A 24,736-nucleotide genomic window follows, 5' to 3' on the forward strand; every position below is an offset into this window, starting at 1 on the left:
GCCTTGGTTACCTGTCTCTGGCGAGGATCGACACGCCAAGCCGTTCAAGATGCTGGTCAGTCAGCGCCCGCTCGACTGCCGTGAGGGGTTGGTGGCGGGGATATCTGGGCGCGCTGCGATCATCAAGCAGGGGGGCATCCCAGCCCTGCGTCGTATCAAAGAAACGCTGCACGCCCGCCACGCCGAATTCGCGGAAATAGCCCTGCACCACGACATCGAGATAACTGAGCAGGATCGGATGCGCGTGGCTCGGGGCCGCATGCAGCCCGTCGGGAATGGTATAGACGGCGATCTCGGGGGCATGGGGCAGGGGGTGGCGGACCTGATGCGCGGCGGGTGCGCGGATATAGGCCGCCTCACGCGCGTCAAGTGCAGGCCAATCGGCATCGGGGACCGGGGCAATCAGCCCGTCAATCTCTGCCTCCGGGTCTGGCACCACCGTCAGATAGGCCACCGGTCGCAGAGTGGTGTGTCTCCAGATCCGCCGCCAGCCGGTCAATTGCGCAGGTATGGCCGCCTCAAAACTGTGGCTGGCGCGGTTCACAAGGCTGCCGTAGCCAAAGAAATATGAATTCCCAATCACTGTTTTGCCCCTGTCTTGATCTGGATCATGGCCGCGCGGCTGTTTCACCGCAAGACTTGATCCACTCAATGAGGGGAATGACTGTTATGCGGATTACCAAACGCACCAATATTGCCATCCGGCTCTTGATGTTTTGTGCTGCCAACAGCGACCGTCTCGTCACCAAGGCCGAGATTGCCGAGCGCTGCAACATTTCTGAAAGCCATCTGGCGCAGGTGATAAATCGTCTGTCGCAGCTGGGCTTTCTCTATACCCAACGTGGGCGCACCGGCGGGGTACGTCTGGGGCGTCCCATGTCTCAAATCACTGTCGGTGACGTGTTTCGCCAGTTGGAGCAGCACACGCCCGTCGCAGAATGCTTTGCCGATGTGGACAACACCTGTCCTTTGACCAAGGCCTGCCGCTTGCGGGTGGCGCTTGTCGATGCGGTCGAGGCCTTTTACGCGCATTTGGATGAGGTGACCCTTGATGCCCTCGTCTGTAACAACGACGCGCTCTTCGCGATTTTTTCAACGGTTCCCTGTCTCAAACAGGCTTGAAATGAGGGCTGCTGTATACTAGCGTGCACATTAGATCGGATAGGGAGAACTGGCGCAAGCCAGTGCCGAAGGAGCAACCGCCCCGGAAACTCTCAGGCGCAAGGACCTGCCCGATCCTCGAAACTCTGGAGAGAGCCTGGCTTTGACCGGGCCGCCGACGGGATAGCGATCTCAGGCAAAAGGACAGAGGGGGCATCGTGGCGCAGCTTGTAATGGGCTTGCGCATAGGCGGTGCCGGACTGATCGACAGTTGATCCGGACCCATGAAAAAGGGAAGGATGCGGATGTCTGATCTGCAAATAACGCCATTGAATGCGTTGCACCGCGAGTTGGGGGCCAAGATGGTGCCCTTCGCAGGCTATGACATGCCGGTGCAATATCCCATGGGCGTGATGAAGGAACACCTGCAGTGCCGCGCCAAAGCGGGCCTGTTCGATGTGAGCCATATGGGGCAGGTGATCCTGCGCGCGCCGGGCGGGTATGCCGCCGTGGCCGAGGCGATGGAGGCGATGGTGCCCGTAGACCTTTTGGGTCTGGGTGTGATGCGGCAACGCTATGGCATGTTCACAAATGACGCGGGCGGTATTCTGGATGATCTGATGCTGGCCAACCGGGGCGATCACATGTTCGTCGTGGTCAACGCGGCCTGCAAGGCTGCGGATATAGCGCATATGCGCGCCGGGCTGATGGGGGTCGAGGTCGAGGAAATCACCGACCGCGCGCTTTTGGCTCTGCAAGGGCCGGCAGCAGAGACGGTGCTGGCCGCCATAGTTCCAGATGTCGCTGCGATGCGCTTTATGGACGTAGGCGTTTTCGCGTCGGAATTTGGCGAGTTGTGGATTTCACGCTCGGGATACACGGGCGAGGATGGCTATGAGATTTCCGTGATCGAGGATCAGGCCGTGTCATTGGCACGGTGCCTGCTGGCCCACGAAGATGTGGCACCGATTGGATTGGGCGCGCGCGACAGCCTGCGGCTTGAGGCGGGTCTGTGCCTTTACGGCCATGACATCGACACCGGCACGACCCCTGTCGAGGCCAGCCTGAGTTGGGCCATCCAGAAAGTTCGTCGTGCAGGCGGCGCACGTGCGGGCGGATTTCCCGGAGAGGACCGTATTTTAAAAGAATTGCACGAAGGTGCCTCGCGCGCCCGTGTGGGCCTTCGCCCCGAAGGCCGTGCGCCGATGCGCGAGGGCACACCGCTTTTCGCCGCCGCCGAGGGTGGCGAGGCCGTCGGCCATGTCACCTCCGGTGCCTTTGGTCCGACCATAGAGTCGCCAATGTCGATGGGCTATGTCCCGCAGGGCTTGGCCGCCGAGGGCACAGAGCTATACGGTGAGGTGCGCGGCAAGCGCATGCCTGTCCGGGTGGCCAAGCTGCCCTTTACCCCCGCAACTTTCAAACGCTGAGCAACAGGAGCCGGAAAGCGATGAAATTCACCGAAGAACATGAATGGCTGCGCGTCGAGGATGACGTCGTGGTCGTGGGCATTACCGAACACGCCAGCGAGCAACTTGGCGATGTGGTCTTTGTCGACCTGCCCGAAGTGGGCACCGAGGTTAGCAAGGATGACGAGGTGGTGGTGATCGAGAGCGTCAAGGCGGCTTCGGATATCCTTGCCCCGATTGACGGCGAGATCGTCGAGGTCAACGATGCGCTGATCGACAATCCCGGCAAGGTCAACGAAGATCCGATGGGCGATGCCTGGTTCTTCAAGATCAAGCCCGCCGATCCCAGCCAGATGGATGATTACATGGATGAGGCCGCCTATCAGGCCCATATCGCCTGAATCCGCCCGCCGGAGGCGCGGACGCCCCCAAAGAGTTTTGGGCCTCCGGCGGGAGTATTTTTGCCAAAAAGAAGCCGCGGGTCGGCGTGATGCCACCTGCGCGATCTGATGAGGACAAACCCATGTCGTTCAATGCGACCGATTATCTGCCCTATGATTTCGCAAATCGCCGCCATATTGGCCCCTCACCCGAGGAAATGACCGAGATGTTCAAGGTGCTGGGCGTCGGGTCTCTTGAGGCCCTGATTGACGAGACGGTGCCGAAATCCATCCGTCAGGAAAAGCCGCTCGATTTCGGCAAGCCGAAGTCCGAGCAGGAACTACAGTTCCACATGTGGCAGACCGCGTCCAAGAACAAGGTCCTGACCTCGCTCATTGGGCAGGGCTATCACGGCACGGTGACGCCGCCCGCGATCCAGCGGAACATCTTTGAAAACCCCGCGTGGTATACCGCCTATACCCCCTATCAGCCGGAAATCAGCCAAGGGCGGCTTGAGGCGCTGTTGAACTTTCAGACCATGGTCAGCGATCTGACGGGCCTCGAGATTGCCAATGCCTCGCTTCTGGACGAGGCGACGGCGGCAGCAGAGGCGATGACCATGGCGCAGCGCGTGGCCAAATCCAAGGCCAAGGCGTTTTTCGTCGATGAGAATTGTCATCCGCAGAATATCGCCGTGATCCAGACCCGCGCCGCGCCCTTGGATATCGAGGTGATCGTGGGCAGCCCGGATGATCTGGAGGCGGACAAGGTCTTTGCCGCGATTTTCCAGTATCCCGGCACCTATGGGACGCTGCGCGATTTCACCCCCGAGATTGCAGCCCTGCACGAGCGCGGCGCGCTTGGGATCGTGATTGCCGATCCTCTGGCACTGACGCTGCTCAAAGAGCCGGGGGCCATGGGCGCGGATATCGCTGTTGGCTCGACGCAGCGCTTTGGCGTGCCGGTGGGCTATGGTGGGCCGCATGCCGCCTATATGGCGACCAAGGATGCCTATAAACGCGCCATGCCGGGGCGGATCGTGGGTGTGTCGATCGACAGCCATGGCAACCGCGCCTATCGCCTGAGCCTGCAAACCCGCGAGCAGCATATCCGCCGCGAAAAGGCCACGTCGAATGTCTGCACCGCGCAGGCGCTTTTGGCGGTCATGGCGTCGATGTATGCCGTTTTTCACGGCCCCAAGGGGCTGCGCGCCATCGCACAGCGCATCCACCGCAAGACGGTGCGTCTGGCCAAGGGTCTGGAGGCGGCGGGCTTCCATGTGGAACCGGGCGATTTCTTTGACACGATCACGGTCGATGTTGGTCTTTTGCAGCGCGGCGTGCTGCAATCGGCGGTCCGCGAGGGGATCAACCTGCGCCGCGTGGGCGAGACACGGATCGGGATCACGCTCGATGAGCGCAGCCGCACCGCGACGATTGAATCGGTCTGGCGCGCCTTTGGCATCATCATGGAGGATGCCGATTTCACACCCGAATACCGCATCCCCGATGGGTTGCAGCGCGAGAGCGACTATCTGACCCATCCGATTTTCCACATGAACCGCGCCGAGACGGAGATGATGCGCTATATGCGGCGGCTGGCGGATCGTGATCTGGCGCTGGATCGGGCGATGATCCCGCTGGGGTCCTGCACGATGAAGCTGAATTCCGCAGCCGAGATGATGCCGGTCAGTTGGCGCGAGTTTTCGCTTTTGCATCCCTTTGTGCCCGCTGATCAGGCGCTGGGCTACAAAGAGATGATCGACGATCTGAGCGCCAAGCTCTGCGATATCACCGGATATGCTGCGATTTCGATGCAGCCCAATTCTGGCGCGCAGGGGGAATATGCGGGGCTTTTGACCATTGCCGCCTATCACCGGGCGCAGGGGCAGGGGCATCGCCGCGTCTGTCTGATCCCGGTCAGCGCGCATGGCACCAATCCGGCGAGCGCGCAGATGGTGGGCTGGGATGTGGTCGTCGTCAAATCCGCCGAGAATGGCGATATTGATGTCGAGGATTTCCGGGCCAAGGCGGAAAAGCATGCGGATAACCTTGCCGGCTGCATGATTACCTATCCGTCCACCCATGGTGTGTTCGAGGAAACGGTGCGCGAGGTCTGTGAGATCACTCACGCCCATGGCGGCCAAGTCTATATCGACGGGGCCAATATGAATGCCATGGTCGGTCTCTCGCGCCCCGGTGATTTGGGGGGCGATGTGAGCCACCTTAACCTGCACAAGACGTTCTGCATTCCGCATGGCGGTGGCGGGCCTGGCATGGGGCCAATTGGGGTCAAGGCGCATCTAGTGCCGCATCTGCCGGGGCATCCCGAAACGGGCGGATCTCAGGGGCCGGTCAGTGCTGCACCTTTTGGGTCGCCCTCGCTCTTGCCGATTTCATGGGCCTATTGCCTGATGATGGGGGGTGCCGGGCTGACGCAGGCGACGCGGGTGGCGATCCTCAACGCCAATTACATCGCCAAGCGGCTCGAAGGGGCGTTTCCGGTGCTCTACAAGGGCCGGGGTGGTCGGGTGGCGCATGAGTGCATTCTTGATGTGCGCCCCTTTGCCGAGAGCGCGGGCGTGACCGTGGATGACATCGCCAAGCGGCTGATCGACTGTGGTTTCCATGCGCCGACGATGAGCTGGCCGGTGGCGGGCACCTTGATGGTGGAACCGACTGAATCCGAAACCAAGGCCGAGTTGGATCGGTTCTGCGACGCGATGCTGGCCATCCGCGAAGAGATCCGCGACATCGAGGAGGGTCGGATTGATGCGGAAAACAACCCGCTCAAGAACGCCCCGCACACGATGGAGGATCTCGTCAAGGATTGGGACCGTCCCTATAGCCGCGAACAGGGCTGTTTCCCGCCGGGGGCCTTTCGGGTGGATAAATATTGGCCGCCGGTCAACCGGGTGGACAATGTTTATGGTGACCGACATCTGATCTGCACCTGTCCACCGCTGGAGGACTACGCCGAGGCCGCAGAATAACCGCCTTTGGCAGCAAGAAGAAAAAGACGGCCTGTAAAGGCCGCCTTTTGTCCTGCTAAAATTACTCTTTTTAAATTATCCGCCCCTAAGAAAGGAAAGCGGACAAGCGACAGAAACGGATGCGCCATCACTCACACGAGCCGCCCTTATCACTTAACTTCACGCTAATGTGAGTGTCTTGAGTCTGTCATACCCCAAATGGGGTAAAGGCCGCGATTAATCGGCCAGCAACTAATCGGCGAGCAGTAATGTGAGCCGATCCAGAACCGGGCGCCAATGCCGGAAAAACGCCAGTTGCCCCGCATCCTCAAGCAGATGGAATTCGATCCAAGGGTAATCCCGGCGAAATTCCTCGAATGTGGCCAGCGGCACCTGCGGGTCTTGCGCGCCGTTCATGAACACGAGCGGCAGCTCGCCACGCAAAGCCTCGACGTCTGCGCTCCAATCATCGAGTTGGCCAGACACAAGCTGTCGCGAGAACGCCGCATGCGCTGAATGGTTGTCGGAAAGGGCGACTTCGGACCCGGTGGCAAGCGCCTCGAACGCTTCCGGGTCTTCGATCGTCGCGACATCGGCGATCGAATTGCCATAAACCGCGTGCAGAAAGTTGCGCTTGCCGATCTTGCGCGCGAGCAGAAATCCCGCCTTGACCATGAAGGGCAAGAGATGCGGTGTATACTTTGCACCAGCCATGATGAAGCGATGCCATTTGTGCATACGCTCGAACTGTTCGCGGCGGGTAAGGGGCAACATGCCAGAGCAGGCCACGATCCCACTGAAGGCCAAAGGATTCAAGCGGGCCAGCTTCACCGCGTAATAGGCATCGCCACTCAGGCAAAGGATGGGACAGCGCGTCACCTTTTCGGCGCGCAGGACGCGCATGGTGTCATCGTAGAGCGCCGCATCATAATCCGCCCCCTGCGCGACCATATCCGACAGGCCATATCCCGGGCGCAGCGGCACGATGATTTTGAGGCCACGTAACGTGGCGCAGGCTTCGGCCGAAGCAGGCCACCGGACCAACCCAAAATCCAAGGGGAGGTAAAGCACTGGCCGCCCCCTTGGTGCCCCAAGGATGAGATAATCCACGCGCCGCCCGTCGGGCATGACCAGTGATTTGAAATCCCGCTCTGAAAGCGCTGCATAACCGCGGCTGACCACGCGTGGGCCCGGTGCCGCGCGCACGGTCATTGCGGTCATGTCGATCATCGAGAGCGCGAGACGCACCAGTTCTAATTGTGAGTGGGTCTCAGTCTTGGCGAGCAGCGACTTGATTTGCGCCCGGATCGTATCCACCGAGCGTCCGCGCTCGGCGGCAATCTCATTGACGCCGCGACAATCCACCAAATGGCACAGGATATCCGCCTCGGTCTGGGTCAGATCGAAGGCTTCGATCAAAATCTCACAAAACCCGGGGGGCATGCTTATTTCATTCGAGGCGGCGAGAACCAGAACCGCGCCATCGGGGGCAACACAGCGCTGCAACCGGAATACGATCAGATGACCCGCCTGCACCGAACGCACCCGAAGCACGGCGGTATCTTTTTCCCGGCTGTCGAAAAGAATGTCGAGGGCACCCGCGAGCGCGTCCATATCAGCCTCATGGATCGGCAGATCGAACAGGCGCGCGTTTTCAGGCAGGGCCATGGCCTGATGCGCGGCGGGATTTGCGGCTCGGATGTGACGGCAGCGATCCAGCAAGAGGGCAGGTACACGGTCAAACGGGGCCAGCATGGCGTCGAGCCCATCATGATCCGCGTCTTCAGGCGCAAGGCGATCAAGAAATGCGGTGGCGCGGCGAAAATGTTCTGAAATCTGGGGTTCGTCCAACAGACGCGGCGCATCCAAATCGACTTGCGCACGAAGAGGCCCAATCGCGCTTTCCCAATGGTCGAGAAGCGCCTCGTAGCGCACGGGATCGAGCGCGACATCATAAAGACGGTCGAGGGTCGCCGCCCGGTCCGCGTCGGACAGGGTGACAACGTCGACTTTATCCGCCGTGTGCCGGTTCGATGTCATGCCTGAAATCCGATGAGATTAAAACTGGCCGAAGCCACCATTAAGTCATGCAGAAATGGCGTATCAAAGGCAAATGAAAAGATTTTCTGGCTTCAGCTTTCCAAAAGACAGGCGAAATGATCCTTTAAACTGAGCCAAGTTGCCTCATTTGCAGCACTCAGGAGAGTTCCCTGGGTGATTGAAGTATTGTAATCGCGGCCATCCAGCATCCGCGCCACGCCGCCGGCCTGCTGACAGATGAGCACGCCCGCCGCATGATCCCAGGGGTTGAGAACCTCTGACATGACGAAATCGACGGCCCCTTGCGCCAAAAGACGGTATTCATGGCAAGAACAGCGCAGGGCGTTACACCGTCCGAGCGCGGGTAACAGGGGGGCCAGCTTTTCTTGCCGGTCCTTCGGCATAAGAGAGAAGTGCATATAACCTTGCAATTCTGCCAAAGCTCCGCCGCCTGACACGCGCACAAGACGCTCTGCACCCTGAACCGTCGCCATTCTCGCAGGCGTAGCCTCATCGGCGATAACCCAGTCATCCGAGACAGGGTCATACAGCAGACCCAGCACCGGGCGGCCAAAGCGGGTGACGGCGATGATCACACCAAAGAGCGGCAGGCCGTGCACGAAGTTCCAGGTGCCGTCCACCGGGTCGATGATAAAGGCCAGTTCTGCATCGGACACATCCTCGCGCAGGGCCGGCTTGGCTGCCACCGCCTCTTCGCCAACGATCAGCGCATGGGGAAACATCCGTTGCAGCCCCCGCGCCAGCATCGCCTCGGCCTGATGATCGGCCTCGGTCACTAGATCATGCGGCCCGGATTTGGTGCTGGCGTCGGCCCGTGTCACCGTGCGAAACCGTGGCATGATTTCGGCCCGTGCGGCGCGGCGCACGAGATTGACCAGCATGGTCTGTTGCGCTGGCGTGAGCGGAGCAGAAAGCGGGATAGGCAGCGAATCGGTCATGTCATCTCCTGTCGGGGCTCTGGTGGAGTGCCAGCCTTGGGGACTGAAATCAACGCGGCATTGGCCTTAAAGACCGGGGGTTTCACCCCCGGACCCCCAGAGTATTTTAGCCAAAAAGAAACCTGCTCGTCGCGGGCTTATTCGCGCGCGCGCAGGGTCCGTGCCGGACGCGCGCGCAGCGGGCCCAAGGCAAAGACCAGCCCCGCTAATAGCGTGACCAACATGCCGCCAAAGATGATCCCTATGGCAGAGGGCCAGATCACGGTAAATGAGGTGTCCATCACGAAATGGCTGACAGCCCAACCACCACCGATGCCAGCGCCCAAGGCCACCCCCCCGGCGGCACCCCCAAGGATAAGGGCTCGCAAGACGAGGCTGGTGAGGATCCGACCGCGCGTGGCCCCGAGGGTCTTGAGGATGGCTGCCTCATAGGTGCGCGCGCGCTGATCGGCCGCTGCCGCGCCAATGAGCACCAGAAAACCGGTAAGCAGTGTGATTGACGCCCCCCACGAGGTGGCCGAGGCCAGACCCGCCAAGAGGTCGGTCACTTGGCTTAGCGCATCGCGAACGTTGATCGCGGTCACATTGGGGAACCGGTCGGTCACGTCGCGCAGGATGTTTTCCTCGGTTTCTTGGTCATCGGCATAGACTGTGGCGATGAAGGTATGTGGCGCGCCGGCCACCGCCGCCGGGTTCATCAAAAGGACAAAGCCCATCCCGACGCTGGAAAAATCCACCTCTCGCAGCGAGGTGATGGGGGCTGTGATATCGCGGCCCAGAATGTTGACGGTGATTTCATCACCAATGCCGATGCCCATTTCCATCGCCTCTTCAGCGGCAAAACTGAGTTGCGGTGCACCGCTATAGCCTTCACCCCACCACGTGCCGGCGGTGATTGTGGTGCGGGCGGGCAGGGCATCGGCGTAGCTCACGGCGCGGTCGCCCTCGACCACCCAATGCCCCGGTGCCACCTCTGTTGCGGGGCGGCCATTGATACGGCTGATGATGCCTCGCAGCATCGGCGCATTGTCGATGCGGCTGACGGCTTGGTCGGTCTCTAGCCGGTCCAGGAACCAGTCCATCTGATCCTTTTGCAGGTCGACAAAGAAAAAGGAGGGCGCGCGCTCTGGCAGGTCGGCGGCGATGGCGCGGCGCAGGTTGCCGTCGATTTGCCCCACGGCTGCCAGAACAGCCAGACCAAGGCCAAGCGAGAGCATCACTGGCCCTGCAGTTGTACCCGGCCCGCCAATTGCGCCAAGCGCCCAGCCAAGGGCAGGTCGACCGCGCAGGCGCGGGCGCAGGCTGCGGGCCAGCCGTTGGACAAGCATGGCCGCCAAGGTGAGAACCAAGAGCGCAGCACCGATACCGCCCGCTGTCCATAGGGTGAGCGGGGTGTTGCCAGAAAATAGCATTGCAGCCAAAAGAAGCAGCGCGATCAGCCCAAGGGTTGTGGCGATCCAAGGCCAACCGGGCCAGCGACGTGTTGCGCCCGCCGCTTCACGGTAGAGGGCGGCCGCGCGGATGTTTCGCGCGCGCGCAAGGGGCCAGAGTGTAAAGATCAGCACGCTGAGCACGCTATAGAGCGCGGCCTCTGCCATGGGGGCGGCATAGGGGGCGAAGATGGCAGGCACGGGTAGCCGCGCCGCGATCACAGGCCCGAGGAGTACCGGCAGCCCCACGCCGAGGATCAGGCCGCCAATAATGCCAAGCAGCGCCAGCACGCCGACCTGAATGAAATAGGTCAGGAAAATCGTCCGTTGATCGGCCCCAAGGGTGCGCAATGTGGCGATGACCTGCACTTTGCCTGCAAGATAGGCGCGCAGCGCTGCCGAGATGCCAACCCCCCCGACCGCAAGCCCGGAGAGCCCGACAAGAACCAGGAACGCCCCAAGGCGGGTCACGAATTCTGCGACACGCGGGCTGGCGTTTCGGGCATCCGACCAGCGAAAGCCGGAGCCATCAAGCTCTTGCAGCGCGCGCGCTTCAAATGCCGCCAGATCAGTGCCCTCTGGAAGATCGAGGCGATATTTGGTTGTGAACAACGAGCCTGCGCTGAGCAGGCCAGAGCCGTCCAAATTGGCGCGGCTGACAATAGTCCGGGGGCCAAGGCCAAATCCTGCGCGGGTTTGATCCGGCTCTTTCACAAGTTCAGCCATCAGTCGAAACTCGCGTTCGCCCAAGCGAAAGGTATCGCCCACCGTAATGCCCAACCGGGCCGCCAAAATCGGCTGCATCACTGCGCCGGGCACACCGCCCGCGCCACCAAATGCCACATCCAGTGGCATGTCGGGGGATAGAACCACAGTGCCCACCAATGGATACGCGTGATCCACGGCTTTCAACTGTGTCAGTTCGCGGCGTCCGTCAGGGGCAATCGCCATAGAGCGGAAATCCGCAATTTCCGAGACGGCATCGGCGTTGCGGGCCATCCACGCGTATTCGTCTTCGCTGGCAAAACGGTAGGTCAGTTCCAGTTCCGCGTCACCGCCGAGAATGGCTGCGCCCTGTTCGCTCATGCCTGCGCGGATGCTCTCGCGCAGGGTGCCCACTGCGGCGATTGCCGCCACGCCCAAGATCACGCACGCCAGAAAGATGCGAAAGCCACGCAGGCCGCCGCGCAATTCGCGCCGGGCAAGGCGGGCCGCGATGCGCAGGCTCATGCGGCGGCCTCGACGCGGCCATCGCGCAGGCTGATCACGCGGTCGCAGCGTGCCGCAAGCTCGGGGTCATGGGTGACAAGCACCAGTGTCGCCCCATGCCGGTCACGCAGGCCAAAGAGCAGGTCGATGATGCTCGCCCCTGTCGTGCTGTCGAGATTGCCGGTCGGCTCATCCGCGAGGATGATGGCCGGGCGGGGTGCTGCGGCGCGGGCAAGGGCCACGCGCTGTTGCTCGCCACCCGATAGCTGCGAGGGGTAATGGCCTGCGCGCGCCGCAAGCCCTACGGTTGACAGTTCCTCTTGCGCGCGGCCATGGGCATCTGCAACGCCCGAAAGTTCGAGGGGAGTTGCTACATTTTCGAGCGCTGTCATCGTTGGAATAAGGTGAAAAGACTGGAACACCACGCCAAAATTCTCACGTCGCAAGCGCGCGAGTTGATCTTCGTTCATCGCCGAAAGGTCTTGGCCCAAGGCCGTGATGCGCCCAGAGGTGGCGCGCTCCAATCCGCCCATGAGCATCAATAGCGAAGATTTGCCAGAGCCGGAGGGCCCGATCAGGCCCAAGGTCTCGCCCTTGTGGACATCGAGTGAAATCCCGTGAAGTATGCGCACGAGACCGGCATTCCCCTCCAGTGACAGCGTGACGTCGGTGAGGGACAGGATAGGAGAACTCATGCGTTTGCGCCTGATTTACAAAGGTTTTCTGACATATGGGGCCGCGCGGCCCTTGGGCAAGGTGGTAGCGGCGTTTCTCTGCCTTGTCAGCCCCGTGATGGCGGCAGAGCCGGTCACGGTTCTGGCCCTTGGCGACAGTTTGACCCAAGGTTACGGCCTGCCAGAGCAGGATGGGTTGGTCCCGCAGATGCGGAAATGGTTGGAGGATCAAGGGGTTGAGGCGGAATTGATCAATGCGGGCGTGTCCGGCGATACCACGGCGGGCGGGGCGGCGCGGGTGGAGTGGAGCCTAACGCCCGAGGTGGATGCGATGATTGTTACCTTGGGTGGCAATGATCTTTTGCGCGGCATTGATCCGGCGGTCAGTCGCCGCAATCTCGAGAGTATCCTGAGAATAGCGCAGGCGAATGAGGTCGAGGTTTTGCTGGTTGGCCTCTCGGCTCCGGGCAATTACGGGGCCGAGTATAAATCTTCCTTTGATGCGATTTATCCGGAACTGTCAGAGGCTTATGGCGCGTTCTATGCACCGGATTTCTTTGCGGGGCTGGGCGGCGGCGATCCTGCGGCTTTGCAGCAATGGTTTCAGGCGGATGGCATTCATCCAAATGCCGAGGGTGTGGCGCGCATCGTCGAGGGCTTGGGGCCGCACCTGCGCGCCTTGATCGAGGCGGCGCAGGCGGAGTAATGCCGACGCCCCTAGCTCCAGGGTTCGCGCAGGCCAAAGCGCTGCGCCATATCGGGCAGTGCGTCGCAGAGCATGTCGATGAAGGCAGCCGCGACCGGGCTAGGTGTGCGTCCGTCGCGCACCAGCAGGCTGACGCGCCGCAGACAGGCGGCATCGGCCAGCGGTCGCGTTACAACGCCGTCGGGCAAGGCGCGGGTGGCCAGCCCGGGCAGGATCGTGTCGCCTGCGTCGGCCTGCACCATCGCCAAAAGCGATGTCAGGTTGCGCACCGAGAGGCGCGCACGCGCCGCGAGGGTTTTGAACTCGAGCGTCGATAGTGCGCTGAGGGTTTCGTTCAAAATCAAGCGCTCGCCGCTCAGTTGATGCCACGCAAGCGGGCGCGTCTCGGCTGCCAGCGGATGTGCCGCGTTGCACACAAAGACCAAGGCATCGGTGAAAAGAGGAATCGCGCGCAGCCCGTCGGGCTCTGCTGCGGGGCTGGCCAGACCAAGATCGGTGTCCCCGCGCAAGAGCATCTCGCGGACGCTGGCGCTGTCGGTGTCGTAAAGATCAATTTCGGCCTCGGGGCGGGCCTCTACAAAGGTCTTGAGAATGGCGGGCAGGATCAGCGCCGCCACCGAGGGCACCGCCGCAATCCGCAGACGGCCCGAGTACCCCCGCGCATAGCCGGTGATCAGCTCTAGCGCACGGTCATGGTCGCGCAACAAGGGCCCCACAACATCGAGCACGAAGGTTCCGAGGTCTGTCAGTTTGCTTTTGCGGTCGCTTTCAAACAGCGGCCCCCCTAATTCCGCCTCAAGCTGCTTGAGGGTCATCGAGACCGCCGACTGCGTTCGGCAAAGGATTTCCGCAGCATCGCGGATATTGCCATGTTCGGTGACGGTGACAAAGGCGCGCAGGGCTTCGGTCCGGATCATGGCTGGCCTGTTGGATGTTTCAGGGAAACTGAAGTTGGGTGCAGTTATATTTGTTTGCCTTAATTCGGTCAATCGCGGATCGTCTGCCGAGGCGGGCGAAGCCCCGCAAAGTGACGGATCGACGGAAAGGGACGAGCGTATGACGGTGCCACAGACCGGAAATTTCATTGCAGGCGATTGGCGCGGGTCAGACACGCGGATCGAGAACCGCAACCCGTCGGACGTATCGGATTTGATCGGCACCTATGCACAGGCCGACCGCGCCGATCTGGACGAGGCGATTGCAGCGGCGCGGGCGGCGCAGCCTGCCTGGTGGGCGGCTGGCATACAAAAGCGGCATGATGTGTTGATGGCCATTGGCACCGAGTTGATGGCCCGCAGCCCTGAGATTGGTGGCATGGTCGCCCGAGAAGAGGGCAAGCCGCGTACCGAGGGTGCGGGCGAGGTCTATCGTGCCGGGCAGTTCTTTTGCTACTACGCCGCCGAAGTGCTGCGCCAGATGGGGGATTTCGCCCAGAGTGTGCGCCCCGAGATTGATATTGATGTGCGCCGCGAACCTGTGGGCGTCGTGGCGATTGTCAGCCCGTGGAATTTCCCGGTGGCGACGCCTGCGTGGAAAATCGCGCCCGCTTTGGCCTTTGGCAATGCGGTGGTGTGGAAACCGGCCAATCTGACGCCGGCAAGCGCGGTGGCGCTGGCCGAGATCATTGCGCGACAGGATATGCCACGCGGTCTTTTCAACCTTGTGATGGGGCCGGGGCGCGCGGTGGGCGAAGCGCTGGTATCGCATCCCGGCATTGACGCCATCAGCTTTACCGGTTCGGTCAACGTCGGGCGGGGCATTGCCGCGGCTGCCTTGCCCAACATGACCAAGCTGCAGATGGAGATGGGATCAAAGAACCCGATGCTGATCCTGGATGATGCCGATCTCGATATGGCGGTTGCCCATGCGGCGGGGGCGGCCTTTGGCGGCACGGGGCAGAAATGCACGGCCGCCTCAAGATTGATCGTGCATGCGGCGGTGCATGATGAATTCGTGGCGCGGCTGGCGGATGCGGCACGGGCGCTTCAGGTTGGGCATGCGTTGGACGCAGGCACACAGATCGGACCAGTTGTCAGCGCCGACCAACTCGCGCAAAATCTGGCCTATATCGAAAAGGGTAAGGCAGAGGGGGCAGAGCTTTTGTGTGGCGGAGAACGGTTGGAACGCGCGACCGATGGATATTACATGGCGCCGGCGGTCTTTGCGGGCACGCGCAACGATATGGCGATTAACCGCGAAGAAATGTTCGCGCCAATCACCTGTGTGATCAAAGCCGCCAGTTATGACGAGGCGCTGAGCATCGCCAATGACAGCGAATTCGGTCTGACCGCTGGAATCATGACCCGCAGCTTGGCGCGCGCCAACCACTTTCGTGCCAATATGCGGGCGGGCACGGTGATGGTGAACTTGCCCACGGCGGGCACGGATTACCACGTGCCCTTTGGCGGGCGCGGCGCGTCCAGTTTTGGATCGCGCGAACAGGGGCAATATGCCGCCGAGTTCTACACGACCGTCAAGACCGCCTATGTGGCACGGGGGCTGCCGGAATGAGCGTGGTGATCGACGGGCTGCAATATGCCAATTGGTCGGAAAAGATATTCCGCCAGATGCGCGCGGGTGGCGTGGATGCGGTGCATGTCACCATCACCTATCATGAGAGTTTTCGCGAAACAGTCCTGAACATCGAGGCATGGAACCGGCAGTTCGAGCGGTTTCCGGATCTGATCTTTCAGGGGTTTGGGGCCGAGGACGTGACCCGTGCAAAAGAGACCGGGCGCACGGCGATTTTCTTTGGTGCCCAGAACCCAAGCTGTATCGAGGATGATATCGGGCTGGTCGAGGTTCTGCACCGGCTGGGACTTCGGTTCATGCAATTGACCTATAACAATCAGTCCCTGCTGGCGACGGGTTGCTATGAGGCAGAGGATACGGGTTTGACCCGGATGGGGCGCGAGGTGGTGGCAGAGATGAACCGCGTCGGTCTGGTGGTCGATATGAGCCATTCGAGCGAGCGCTCTACACTTGAGGCGATTGCCCACTCAACCCGCCCGATTGCGATCACCCATGCCAATCCCGCGACGTGGCATGCTGCGCGGCGCAACAAATCTGACCGCGTGCTGGGTGCCTTGGCGGAATCGGGTGGCATGCTGGGCTTCTCGCTCTATCCACATCACTTGCAGGGTGGCGGGGGCTGCACCGTGTCATCCTTTTGCGAGATGATGGCGCGCACGGCCGAGCGGATGGGGGTCGAGCGGCTCGGAATCGGGAGCGACCTCTGTCAGGATCAGCCCGACTCGGTGGTGGACTGGATGCGGTCGGGGCGTTGGACCAAGGCGGTCGATTACGGCGAGGGCAGCGCTGACGCTCCCGGATTTCCGCCGATGCCAGAGTGGTTTCAGGATAACCGGCATTTCGGCGCGATCTCTGACGGATTGCGCGCCGTAGGAATGAACACTGCAGAAGTCGAGGCCATCATGGGTGGCAATTGGCTGCGGTTCTTTCGCGAGAGTTTTGGGCCGAACGGGGCCGCGCTGTGACTTGCGGCGCGCTCAATCCGATGCCCGAGGCGGCGCAGTATCGGCGAAGCCCGGATGTTGTGATGCGTCTGGCACGGATGGGGGCTGCGCATCCTACGCGGCTGTCCTTTCTGCGCCAGATGTTGCGGCGCGTGCAGCAAGAGGGCTGGCAGTTTGACCGCCCGGTCTGGGAATTTGACGCGCGTGGGCAGGGGCGGGCGGTCTACCGCGCTATTGGTCCTGAGAGGACCTATAGTCTTGTGGCCTTTGGGCATGACTTGCCGGACGAGATGCGCTCGGATCGGGTGATCGCGACGGCGTGGGACGCGACCTTCACACTCTTTGATGGAACACCTGATGCCGAGGATTTGGAGCGGCTGGCGTTGAATGTGCCTGTGCAAGAGGCGGGGCGCGTCAGTCCGCGTGAGTTGAGCCTGAGCCGTGCAAACAAGTCTGTTCGCCTCTTTGACCATGTGGTCGCACGGTTGGCGGCGGGGCAGCAGCCTGACGCAGCAGAGCTGACCGAGACCGGCTATTTGATGCGCACAACTGCGGTCTATGGCTCGGGCAAGTTCGGCGCTGCGGATCGCGCACGGATTGCCGGGCGCCCCGAAATGCGCGCACCGTTTCAGGCCGAAATGCTGTCGGTCTGGCTGACGCGGGCCTACACGGTTGATCTGGTCGAGCATCTGGCTCGGGTGCGGGGCGGCGCGCTTGCGGTGCCATTGGCCCCGGAGCTGCGGCGCATGCTGGGCGTAGGTAATTCTACCGGCCTTGGGATGGCCCCCTTTTTGGTGCGGCATCCGGTCTTGCTCAACAACTGGATGATGGCGCGGGAAGAAGCTTTGGCGCGGGTGCGCGCCCAAGCGACGGCCACACCCGAGACTTTGGCAGGATTCGAGGTGGCGCTGCAGGCCGCGCAGGTGAATGCGCAAGGCTGGCAGAGCGGACACCCGGTGCAACAGGCGCGGTTGCTGGAGTTGCGCGACGGATTGGCTACGGTCTGCGCGCATCTGCGCGCGGGTTGGGACCCCCACGGCGATCATCCGTGGGATGCGCTCTGGCGCTGGGCCGAGGGGCTGCTACCGCTTGAGGCGCAAGAGGCGCTGGCCGCCGCGATGATAGAACCGCATGGTGATCTGGTGGATGGTCTGGCCGACTGCATGGCCGCCGACGAAGACAGCGCCTTTGGCATCGACGGTGCGATGACGGTGGCGCGGGCGCGGGCGATTTTGTCTGAACGGTATGGCTGGGCAATGGCGCTGGATCATGACACGCCCGAGGGCTGCGCGCGGTTTTGGTATGTCTCCGAGGAAAAGCTCGAGCCGCGTTTGGGCGAACGGGCGGCAGAGCCGGGCGCAGAGCGCGAATTGCCACTGGATATCTCGCGGCAGGCGGCGGCCTTGGCGCGGGCACTCTTGGATTGGCCCGAGGACGCGCCGATTGCAAAGGTCTTGCTGGCTGCGCCAGAGCATAGGCTTATGCTGCGCCGCGTGCAGATGGCGGCGACACGCCCCTTGGCCGAGGTGCGCGACAATCTGATTGCCGCCGATGTACTGCCGATTGATCTTTTGCGCTGCAAGCTGGCGTTCTTTGGCGCGACGCGGTTCGATCCCCGCTCGGATCGCTGGGTGCGGATCAGTCTCTTTCAGGGTGCGCCCTATCCGCAGGATATGGCGATGGGGGCAAACCTATGACCGAGTGCGCCCAAGACCCGACGCGCGCGGGCTCAGAGCCGCCAGACTGGGCAAGGGAGGTGATGCAACTCTCCCTGTCCGAAATTACGGCACTCGCGACCAAGGCGGCGCGCGGTGCGGGGCTAAGCTGGGGTGAGGCGGAAGAGGCGGGCTGGGCCTGCGGCTGGCTTGCGCGGGCTGGCTTGCCGGGGACAGCGATGCTGTTGCGGGTTCTGGAACGGCGCGATGCCACCTGTCCCTTGCTGAAGGGCATCGTACTGATGGACCATGCCGGATTGCCAGAGGGGCCATGTGCGCTGCCGGTAACGCTTCAGGATGTGGTCGAGCCATTGCTGCTTGTGCCCTTCTTGGCACGGGTGGCCGAGCGATTGGGTGCGCCGGTTGATTTGGACCTTGGGTCACAAACGATCTGTCTGACTGGGTCAGAGCCGGTGCCGGATTTGTCCGCGATGCGCGAGGCGGGCGACCGCTCTGGGGCAGAGGTGACGATCAGTTTGGCAAAATCCAGCGCAGCGGCTGCGCCGGGCCAGTTCGACGGCCGCATTGACCGGGATGTGTGGACAACACTGGATGGTTTGGCGCTTTTGACAACCGTTCCCGCATCGGATGTGTCCCGGCAACGTGCCGGGGCGCAATCGAGCGACAATGACTGAGGGCCGCGCCTTAGATCAGCCGGTTTGATCTGCGTCGCGCAGCGCCTCTGGCAGGGTTTTGGCCAAAACCTCCATCTCCTCTGCCCGACCGCAACTGATGCGGATGCAGCGATCCTGCGGCGCGACAAAGGGCATGCGCACAAACACACCACGTGCCACCAGCCCGGCCAGAACACGGCGGGCATAGGCCCCGTCGCGGCCACAATCGACCGTGACGAAATTGGTGGCAGAGGGCAGCGCGCTTAGCCCGTTTTCTTTGGCGACCTGCGCAATACTGTCCCGAGAGCGCCGCACCTCGGCCTGCACATGCGCAAGCCAGCCGGTGTCGTGGAGAGCGGCCAAAGCCCCGACCTGTGCCATACGGTTCATGCCGAAATGATTGCGGATCTTATCAAAGCTTTTGATCAGCGCAGCCGCCGCTACCGCATAGCCGATGCGGGCCCCGGCCATGCCATAGGCCTTGGAGAATGTCCGCATGCGGATGACGCGGGGATCGTCGGGGGCAATATCGGCTGCCGTGCCTTCGGGTGCGAATTCAACATAGGCCTCGTCCAGGCACAGAATGCAGCCGTCGGGCAGGGTGTCGAGCGCTGCGGTCACATCCGCACCCGGCACCCAAGTGCCCATCGGATTGTCGGGATTGGCGAAATAGATCAATTTCGCTCCGACCTCATGCGCGCGGGCGATCAACGCGGGTAAATCTTCGTGATCATCGCGGTAGGGCACTTTGTGCAGCGCCCCGCCAAACCCAGTCACATGGTAGTTGAAGGTGGGATAAGCCCCGTCAGAGGTGACGACCGCATCGCCGGGGCCAATCAGCAGGCGCACGAGATTGCCCAAAAGACCGTCTATGCCCTCGCCCACCAGCACGTTCTCAAGCGCTACGCCCATGTGATCGGCAAGCGCTGCGCGCAGATCATGGCTGGTGGGGTCGCCATATTTCCAAACATTCTCGGCCTCGGCCCGGATCGCGGTGAGCGCATGGGGTGAGGGGCCAAAGAGATTTTCATTGGCCCCGAGGCGCGCGGCAAATGGCGCGCCGCGTTGGCGTTCCTGTTCCTCTGGCCCGACAAAGGGGACAGATGCGGGCAGGCTCTCGATCAAGGGGGTATAGCGCGGATATGTCATGGCGTGCAGTTAAAGGGATGCCGCGCCGCCTTGCAAGGGTGTGCCGCGACGTAGTGCTGGTCTGAGCAAGGGGAGTGGTGTTTCATGGCGCAAAAGGGAGGAATGGCCATGGTCCGAGTCACGACCGAGATCAGGGATCACATCGCACATGTGACGCTGACCCGCGCGGATAAACGCAATGCGCTTGATCCTGCCATGGCCGAGGCAATCGTGGCCGCAGGGCAGGCGCTGATTGAGGCAGATATTCGTGCCGTGGTGTTGTCCGGCGAGGGCAAGGCATTTTGTGCCGGCCTTGATGTGATGAGCTTTGCGCAATTGGCGGCGGGGGATCCAGAGGGGCTGATCCTGCCGCGCAGCCATGGCACGGGCAATCTCTTTCAAGCGGTGGCGATGGTCTGGCGGCAGGTGCCGGTGCCGGTTATCGCGGCGTTGCATGGGGTTGTTTTTGGCGCGGGCTTTCAGCTTGCGCTTGGGGCGGATATCCGGATTGCGGCACCCGATACAGAGCTTGCGATCATGGAGATGAAATGGGGACTGATCCCCGATATGGGCGGCATGGCGCTCCTTCCGCACTTGACCGGCTCTGATGTGATCCGGCGCATGACCTATACGGCGCGGCCGATTTCGGCGACGCAGGCTTTGGCCTGGGGGCTGGTCACGGAACTGGCGGACGATCCGCTGGCGGCGGCGCAAGATCTGGCAACTGAGATTGCGGGCCGCAGCCCCTCGGCTATTCGCGCCGCAAAGCGCCTGATCGGTGTGGCCGAGAGCGGGGCCGATGAGGCCGCAATTCTGATGGCTGAGAGCCGCGAGCAGGCGGCCCTGATTGGCAAGCCGGATCAGATGGAGCAGATTTCGGCCAATCTGGCGGCGCGCGCGCCTGTGTTTCGGGGGTAGCGCTCAGCGCTTCTTCACGAACTCGGTCAGGATCACGATACGCTGCCCTTCGACCCGGCCTTCGATATGGGCCGGGTTGTCAAGAACAAGGGAAATGCCGCGCACTGCCGTGCCGCGTTTGGCGGTGAAATTGGCCCCCTTGACCGGCAGATCCTTGATCAGAACAACGGTATCGCCCTGCGCCAATGGCACGCCGTTACTGTCGCGATGCCCGCTATCTTGGGGCAGGTTGTCCACCCATGCGCGGGTGTCCTCATCAAGCCAAAGTTGATCGACCAAATCCCGCGCCCAATCGTGATCAGAGAGGCGGGCCAAGATGCGCGCCGCGAGAACTTGAACCGGGGTATCCTCGGACCACATCGACGAGGCAAGACAGCGCCAATGCTCGGGCTCAAGCGTGCCGTCGATCTGATCGGCGCAAAGAGCGCAGAGATCGACACTGGCCGCCTCAGGCCCGCCCGACACGGCATAAGGACGAAGCGGGGCATCGGCGGCACAAAGGGCGCAAGGCATAACGGGAAACTCCGGTTCAAGAGAGGGCTGTGATCCCTTAGCCCCCGAACTGACGGGAAAAAAGCCTAGACTGCACCGTCGCTGTTGCGGGGCTGCATTTGCGCGTGTTTGGGCACATCATCCCACCTTGACCAAACGCCTATTCCCATACATATGCCAAAGCTATGACAGACCTTGCTCACATCCGCAATTTTTCGATCGTGGCCCATATCGACCACGGCAAATCCACCCTTGCTGACCGGTTGATCCAATCGACCGGCACGGTGCAGGACCGTGATATGAAGGCGCAGATGCTGGATGCCATGGACATCGAGCGCGAGCGGGGGATCACGATCAAGGCCAATACGGTGCGCATCGACTACAAGGCGCAGAATGGCGAGCTTTATGTGCTCAATCTGATCGACACGCCCGGACATGTGGATTTCGCCTATGAGGTCAGCCGCAGCATGCGCGCGGTCGAGGGCAGTCTTTTGGTGGTGGACAGCACGCAAGGCGTCGAGGCACAGACGCTGGCGAACGTCTATCAGGCGATTGACGCAGGTCACGAAATTGTCCCCATTCTCAACAAGATCGACTTGCCTGCGTCCGAGTGCGACCGGGTGGCCGAGCAGATCGAGGATGTGATTGGCATTGACGCAAGCGGCGCCATTCGCGTGTCGGCAAAAACTGGTGTTGGCATCGCTGAAACGCTCGAGGCTATCGTCAAACATCTGCCCGCGCCGAAAGGCGATGAGAATGCACCGTTGAAGGCGATGCTGGTGGATAGCTGGTATGATGCCTATCTGGGCGTGGTCGTTCTGGTGCGGATCATGGACGGACGCATGAAACGCGGCGACCGTATCCATATGATACAGACCGAGGCCACCTATAATGTCGAGCGGATCGGCGTATTCCGCCCGCAGATGGAAAAGGTCGAGAGCCTTGGACCCGGCGAAATCGGCTTTATCACCGCGTCGATCAAGCAGGTGCGCGATACCAAGGTGGGCGATACCATCACCCATGAAAAACGCCCGTGCGACAAGGCCTTGCCGGGGTTCAAGCCCTCTGTGCCGGTGGTGTTCTGCGGGCTTTTCCCTGTAGATTCCAACGAGTTCGAGGATCTGCGCGACGCAATCGAGAAGCTGGCGCTGAATGACGCCTCCTTCAGCTACGAGATGGAAACATCGGCGGCGCTTGGCTTTGGGTTTCGCTGTGGCTTTCTCGGGCTCTTGCACCTCGAAGTGATCCGCGACCGGATCGAGCGGGAATACAATATCGAGTTGATCACCACGGCCCCGTCCGTGATCTATCACCTCTACATGAAGGACGGATCGCGGCGCGATCTGCATAACCCTGCCGATATGCCCGATCTGACCTATGTGGGTCATATCGAAGAGCCGCGCATCAAGGCGACGATTCTGGTGCCGGATGAATACCTTGGCGATGTGCTTAAACTTTGTCAGGACCGGCGCGGTATCCAGATGGATCTGACCTATGCCGGGGCGCGGGCGATGGTTGTCTATGACTTGCCGCTCAACGAGGTCGTGTTTGATTTTTACGACCGGCTGAAATCCGTGACCAAGGGCTATGCATCCTTTGACTATCACCTTGAAGGGTATCGTGAGGATAGTCTGGTCAAGATGCAGGTTCTCGTGAATGACGAACCTGTGGATGCCCTCTCGATGATGGTCCACCGTGACCGCGCTGAAATGCGCGGGCGGGCGATGTGCGAAAAGCTCAAGGATCTGATCCCGCGCCACATGTTCAAGATCCCCATACAGGCGGCCATCGGCGGCAAGGTGATCGCCCGCGAGACGCTCTCGGCGTTGCGCAAGGATGTGACCGCCAAATGCTATGGTGGCGACGCCACGCGGAAAAAGAAGCTCTTGGAAAAGCAGAAGGCCGGCAAAAAGAAGATGCGCCAATTCGGCAAGGTGGACATCCCGCAAGAGGCGTTCATTTCCGCACTCAAGATGGACAGCTAAGCAGGCTATCTGCGACGCGGTGCAACTCTTACTGGCGTTACGCCGCGCCGCGCGCTAGCGTGTTTCCAGCAGCGAAACAATAGAGGCGCATCATGACGACCAAGGCCAAAACCAAGAGCCCGCGCAAGACGACGACCCGAACCACGACCAAGACTGGTGCGGCCAAACCCCGGACTGCCCGAAAGGTCGCCCCACCTCAGGAGGTTGCGCCCGAGGCGGAGATCGCGGTTGTGGCCGAGACTGTGAGCGCCGGGACCGACACCGGAAATGTCATCACCTTGGCCGTCGCCGAGGCTATCCCGGCAGACAGCGGGCCGGAGTTGAAAAAGCAGGAACTGATCGACAAGGTTCTGGCCAAGGGTGACATCAAGAAAAAGAATGCCAAGCCCGTGGTCGAGGCGGTGCTAGAAGTCTTGGGCGAAGTTCTGGCGGAGGGCCGCGAAATCAACCTGCCGCCCCTGGGCAAGATCAAAATCAACCGGGTGCGTGACATGGCCAATGCCCGCATCATCATCGCCAAAATCCGACAAGCGAAACCCGGTGCCGGACCCGACACCGAAGCTGACGACGACGACAGTGACGAAGATATGAAAGAGGGTGTTGCACAGGGCGAAGAGTGACGCTAAAAGCCCCCACGGCGGGTGATTAGCTCAGTGGTAGAGCGCTTCGTTCACATCGAAGATGTCAGGGGTTCAAATCCCTTATCACCCACCATTATCTCCTATTTTGTGATGTGAAACAGGGTGTTGGCGGTGATCCCCGGCCCTATTGCATAGGGATCGACAAGGGATCAACGCGCGCCTCGCCAGAGGTCATTCCTGCCGCTGCACGGTCGAGGCGTAGATAGGCGATGCCGCGACCGCCCGACTGTGTATAAAGCGTGCCTGCAGCCTTGCCTTCAGGGGTGAAGATTTCGCTCCCAATAGGGGCCGCGCCATGCACCGCCACAAGTGTCAGACCCTTGCGCAATTCTGTCTTGTGTTTCATCCGGGCCGTGACCTCTTGACCGACGTAGCAGCCCTTGCGGAAATCCACACCATTGAGGCGTTCAAACCCGGCCTCTAGAATAAAGGTGTCGGGGGTCAGCTCAATCCCGGTTTCGGGAATACAATGCGCCACGCGAATTCTGTCGAAATCGCTGCCATCGTCGCCGCCGGTTTCGCCATAAAGACGCCACCCCAAATCGGCATGGCGCGGGTCTACGAGTGCGCCAAGCGGAGCCGGGCCTGTGCCCCGCCGCACCTTGAGATCGGTTTCTTTAATCGTCACGTCGGCGCGCAGTTTATACATCGTCAACCGCTGCAAAAGCATCGGGGCAAGGCTTGCGTCAACATCAAGCCGGATCGCATCGTCGTGACGCGACAGCAAAAAATCCGCCAGATATTTGCCCTGCGGTGTCAGGATCGCAGCATAGACGAGCCCATGATCCAATTTTTGCAGGTCGTTTGTGACAAGGCCCTGCAAAAATTGCAGGGCGTCTTTGCCGGTGATCTCCAGAATACGGCGCGTCATGCCTCTTCCCCCGTGT

At 61.5% G+C, this 24,736-nt stretch carries 21 protein-coding genes, 1 tRNA gene and 1 riboswitch; of the genes, 13 read left to right on the forward strand and 9 right to left on the reverse strand.

All coding sequences use genetic code 11. From position 1 onward, the window contains the following. Window positions 1-7: 7 nt before the first annotated feature. Window positions 8-580, reverse strand: coding sequence for a gamma-glutamylcyclotransferase family protein (locus GC127_RS15445; RefSeq protein WP_254700244.1), 573 nt, complete (start codon window positions 578-580; stop codon window positions 8-10). An 89-nt stretch (window positions 581-669) separates the two neighbouring features. Between GC127_RS15445 and GC127_RS15450 the strand changes: the two genes are divergently transcribed. From GC127_RS15450 to gcvP, 4 genes are all read left to right on the forward strand, one after another. Then, entirely contained in the window at window positions 670-1,122 is a 453-nt protein-coding gene (locus tag GC127_RS15450) for an Rrf2 family transcriptional regulator (protein WP_008281919.1), read from the forward strand. Window positions 1,123-1,153: 31 nt separating this feature from the next. Beyond that, window positions 1,154-1,240, forward strand: a riboswitch (glycine riboswitch). Between the two features lie 166 nt (window positions 1,241-1,406). Next, entirely contained in the window at window positions 1,407-2,531 is a 1,125-nt protein-coding gene (gcvT, locus tag GC127_RS15455) for a glycine cleavage system aminomethyltransferase GcvT (RefSeq protein WP_151978914.1), read from the forward strand. A 20-nt stretch (window positions 2,532-2,551) separates the two neighbouring features. Then, on the forward strand, window positions 2,552-2,911 hold the full coding sequence (gene gcvH / locus GC127_RS15460) for a glycine cleavage system protein GcvH (RefSeq protein ID WP_008281921.1): 360 nt from the start codon (window positions 2,552-2,554) through the stop codon (window positions 2,909-2,911). 122 nt (window positions 2,912-3,033) lie between these two features. Further along, window positions 3,034-5,883 (forward strand): aminomethyl-transferring glycine dehydrogenase, encoded by a 2,850-nt coding sequence (gcvP, locus tag GC127_RS15465; protein ID WP_151978915.1) that lies wholly within the window; start codon window positions 3,034-3,036, stop codon window positions 5,881-5,883. Between the two features lie 231 nt (window positions 5,884-6,114). Here the strand turns inward: gcvP and GC127_RS15470 are convergent, their stop codons facing one another. The 4 genes from GC127_RS15470 to GC127_RS15485 all read right to left on the reverse strand — a co-directional run bounded on the left by GC127_RS15470 (window position 6,115) and on the right by GC127_RS15485 (window position 12,195). Further along, window positions 6,115-7,902, reverse strand: coding sequence for a LuxR C-terminal-related transcriptional regulator (locus GC127_RS15470; protein WP_008281938.1), 1,788 nt, complete (start codon window positions 7,900-7,902; stop codon window positions 6,115-6,117). Between the two features lie 92 nt (window positions 7,903-7,994). After that, window positions 7,995-8,861, reverse strand: a complete 867-nt coding sequence (locus tag GC127_RS15475; protein ID WP_151978916.1) for an inositol monophosphatase — start codon at window positions 8,859-8,861, stop codon at window positions 7,995-7,997. Window positions 8,862-8,998: 137 nt separating this feature from the next. Next, on the reverse strand, window positions 8,999-11,521 hold the full coding sequence (locus tag GC127_RS15480; RefSeq protein WP_151978917.1) for an ABC transporter permease: 2,523 nt from the start codon (window positions 11,519-11,521) through the stop codon (window positions 8,999-9,001). Further along, complete coding sequence (locus GC127_RS15485; RefSeq protein ID WP_008281941.1) at window positions 11,518-12,195, reverse strand: ABC transporter ATP-binding protein; 678 nt, start codon at window positions 12,193-12,195, stop codon at window positions 11,518-11,520. The genes GC127_RS15480 and GC127_RS15485 overlap by 4 nt, the downstream gene beginning before the upstream one ends. Between GC127_RS15485 and GC127_RS15490 the strand changes: the two genes are divergently transcribed. Further along, a complete protein-coding gene (locus tag GC127_RS15490; protein ID WP_081508291.1) occupies window positions 12,194-12,880 on the forward strand; it encodes an arylesterase in 687 nt (228 codons plus the stop codon). The two genes, GC127_RS15485 and GC127_RS15490, sit on opposite strands and share 2 nt — an antisense overlap. An 11-nt stretch (window positions 12,881-12,891) precedes the next feature. Here the strand turns inward: GC127_RS15490 and GC127_RS15495 are convergent, their stop codons facing one another. Beyond that, window positions 12,892-13,797: a LysR family transcriptional regulator gene (locus GC127_RS15495; protein WP_151978918.1), complete on the reverse strand. Its 906-nt coding sequence runs from the start codon at window positions 13,795-13,797 to the stop codon at window positions 12,892-12,894. Window positions 13,798-13,936: 139 nt separating this feature from the next. Between GC127_RS15495 and GC127_RS15500 the strand changes: the two genes are divergently transcribed. From GC127_RS15500 to GC127_RS15515, 4 genes are read left to right on the forward strand one after another with little or no spacing between them, the layout of a single operon-like run. Continuing rightward, on the forward strand, window positions 13,937-15,391 hold the full coding sequence (locus GC127_RS15500) for an aldehyde dehydrogenase family protein (RefSeq protein WP_151979791.1): 1,455 nt from the start codon (window positions 13,937-13,939) through the stop codon (window positions 15,389-15,391). Beyond that, window positions 15,388-16,377 carry a membrane dipeptidase gene (locus tag GC127_RS15505; protein ID WP_151978919.1) on the forward strand — a complete coding sequence of 330 codons (990 nt, stop codon included), beginning with the start codon at window positions 15,388-15,390 and terminating at the stop codon, window positions 16,375-16,377. The genes GC127_RS15500 and GC127_RS15505 overlap by 4 nt, the downstream gene beginning before the upstream one ends. A 20-nt stretch (window positions 16,378-16,397) precedes the next feature. Further along, window positions 16,398-18,053 (forward strand): hypothetical protein, encoded by a 1,656-nt coding sequence (locus tag GC127_RS15510; protein WP_151979797.1) that lies wholly within the window; start codon window positions 16,398-16,400, stop codon window positions 18,051-18,053. Next, complete coding sequence (locus tag GC127_RS15515) at window positions 18,050-18,706, forward strand: DUF3726 domain-containing protein (RefSeq protein WP_151978920.1); 657 nt, start codon at window positions 18,050-18,052, stop codon at window positions 18,704-18,706. The genes GC127_RS15510 and GC127_RS15515 overlap by 4 nt, the downstream gene beginning before the upstream one ends. Before the next feature lie 15 nt (window positions 18,707-18,721). On the opposite strand, the gene GC127_RS15520 is transcribed toward GC127_RS15515, so the two are convergent. After that, window positions 18,722-19,834 (reverse strand): pyridoxal phosphate-dependent aminotransferase, encoded by a 1,113-nt coding sequence (locus GC127_RS15520; RefSeq protein ID WP_151978921.1) that lies wholly within the window; start codon window positions 19,832-19,834, stop codon window positions 18,722-18,724. 108 nt (window positions 19,835-19,942) lie between these two features. On the opposite strand from GC127_RS15520, the gene GC127_RS15525 reads away from it, so the two are divergent. Then, complete coding sequence (locus GC127_RS15525) at window positions 19,943-20,731, forward strand: crotonase/enoyl-CoA hydratase family protein (RefSeq protein WP_151978922.1); 789 nt, start codon at window positions 19,943-19,945, stop codon at window positions 20,729-20,731. A gap of 3 nt (window positions 20,732-20,734) precedes the next feature. Here GC127_RS15525 and GC127_RS15530 read toward each other — a convergent pair whose 3' ends face one another. Further along, on the reverse strand, window positions 20,735-21,244 hold the full coding sequence (locus GC127_RS15530) for an alkylphosphonate utilization protein (RefSeq protein ID WP_081508297.1): 510 nt from the start codon (window positions 21,242-21,244) through the stop codon (window positions 20,735-20,737). 164 nt (window positions 21,245-21,408) lie between these two features. Here GC127_RS15530 and lepA point away from each other — a divergent pair, with 164 nt between their 5' ends. The 3 genes from lepA (at window position 21,409) to GC127_RS15545 (ending at window position 23,922) form a co-directional block, all read left to right on the forward strand. Beyond that, on the forward strand, window positions 21,409-23,208 hold the full coding sequence (lepA, locus tag GC127_RS15535) for a translation elongation factor 4 (RefSeq protein ID WP_008281952.1): 1,800 nt from the start codon (window positions 21,409-21,411) through the stop codon (window positions 23,206-23,208). Between the two features lie 92 nt (window positions 23,209-23,300). Beyond that, window positions 23,301-23,828 (forward strand): HU family DNA-binding protein, encoded by a 528-nt coding sequence (locus tag GC127_RS15540; RefSeq protein WP_151978923.1) that lies wholly within the window; start codon window positions 23,301-23,303, stop codon window positions 23,826-23,828. A gap of 19 nt (window positions 23,829-23,847) precedes the next feature. Continuing rightward, window positions 23,848-23,922 (forward strand) — tRNA-Val (locus GC127_RS15545). Window positions 23,923-23,973: 51 nt separating this feature from the next. Here the strand turns inward: GC127_RS15545 and GC127_RS15550 are convergent. Beyond that, window positions 23,974-24,720 carry a folate-binding protein YgfZ gene (locus GC127_RS15550; RefSeq protein ID WP_151978924.1) on the reverse strand — a complete coding sequence of 249 codons (747 nt, stop codon included), beginning with the start codon at window positions 24,718-24,720 and terminating at the stop codon, window positions 23,974-23,976. Window positions 24,721-24,736 lie beyond the last annotated feature (16 nt).

The organism is Roseovarius sp. EC-HK134, from assembly GCF_902498815.1.
Lineage (GTDB): Bacteria > Pseudomonadota > Alphaproteobacteria > Rhodobacterales > Rhodobacteraceae > Roseovarius > Roseovarius mucosus_A.

Bases quoted from the DNA above. Each gene is read 5' to 3' on its own strand.
- GC127_RS15450 (WP_008281919.1), top strand. From the start codon at position 670: ATGCGGATTACCAAACGCACCAATATTGCCATCCGGCTCTTGATGTTT.
- gcvT (WP_151978914.1), top strand. From the start codon at position 1,407: ATGTCTGATCTGCAAATAACGCCATTGAATGCGTTGCACCGCGAGTTG.
- gcvH (WP_008281921.1), top strand. From the start codon at position 2,552: ATGAAATTCACCGAAGAACATGAATGGCTGCGCGTCGAGGATGACGTC.
- gcvP (WP_151978915.1), top strand. From the start codon at position 3,034: ATGTCGTTCAATGCGACCGATTATCTGCCCTATGATTTCGCAAATCGC.
- GC127_RS15470 (WP_008281938.1), bottom strand. From the start codon at position 7,902: ATGACATCGAACCGGCACACGGCGGATAAAGTCGACGTTGTCACCCTG.
- GC127_RS15475 (WP_151978916.1), bottom strand. From the start codon at position 8,861: ATGACCGATTCGCTGCCTATCCCGCTTTCTGCTCCGCTCACGCCAGCG.
- GC127_RS15480 (WP_151978917.1), bottom strand. From the start codon at position 11,521: ATGAGCCTGCGCATCGCGGCCCGCCTTGCCCGGCGCGAATTGCGCGGC.
- GC127_RS15490 (WP_081508291.1), top strand. From the start codon at position 12,194: ATGCGTTTGCGCCTGATTTACAAAGGTTTTCTGACATATGGGGCCGCG.
- GC127_RS15485 (WP_008281941.1), bottom strand. From the start codon at position 12,195: ATGAGTTCTCCTATCCTGTCCCTCACCGACGTCACGCTGTCACTGGAG.
- GC127_RS15495 (WP_151978918.1), bottom strand. From the start codon at position 13,797: ATGATCCGGACCGAAGCCCTGCGCGCCTTTGTCACCGTCACCGAACAT.
- GC127_RS15500 (WP_151979791.1), top strand. From the start codon at position 13,937: ATGACGGTGCCACAGACCGGAAATTTCATTGCAGGCGATTGGCGCGGG.
- GC127_RS15505 (WP_151978919.1), top strand. From the start codon at position 15,388: ATGAGCGTGGTGATCGACGGGCTGCAATATGCCAATTGGTCGGAAAAG.
- GC127_RS15510 (WP_151979797.1), top strand. From the start codon at position 16,398: ATGCCCGAGGCGGCGCAGTATCGGCGAAGCCCGGATGTTGTGATGCGT.
- GC127_RS15515 (WP_151978920.1), top strand. From the start codon at position 18,050: ATGACCGAGTGCGCCCAAGACCCGACGCGCGCGGGCTCAGAGCCGCCA.
- GC127_RS15520 (WP_151978921.1), bottom strand. From the start codon at position 19,834: ATGACATATCCGCGCTATACCCCCTTGATCGAGAGCCTGCCCGCATCT.
- GC127_RS15525 (WP_151978922.1), top strand. From the start codon at position 19,943: ATGGTCCGAGTCACGACCGAGATCAGGGATCACATCGCACATGTGACG.
- GC127_RS15530 (WP_081508297.1), bottom strand. From the start codon at position 21,244: ATGCCTTGCGCCCTTTGTGCCGCCGATGCCCCGCTTCGTCCTTATGCC.
- lepA (WP_008281952.1), top strand. From the start codon at position 21,409: ATGACAGACCTTGCTCACATCCGCAATTTTTCGATCGTGGCCCATATC.
- GC127_RS15540 (WP_151978923.1), top strand. From the start codon at position 23,301: ATGACGACCAAGGCCAAAACCAAGAGCCCGCGCAAGACGACGACCCGA.
- GC127_RS15550 (WP_151978924.1), bottom strand. From the start codon at position 24,720: ATGACGCGCCGTATTCTGGAGATCACCGGCAAAGACGCCCTGCAATTT.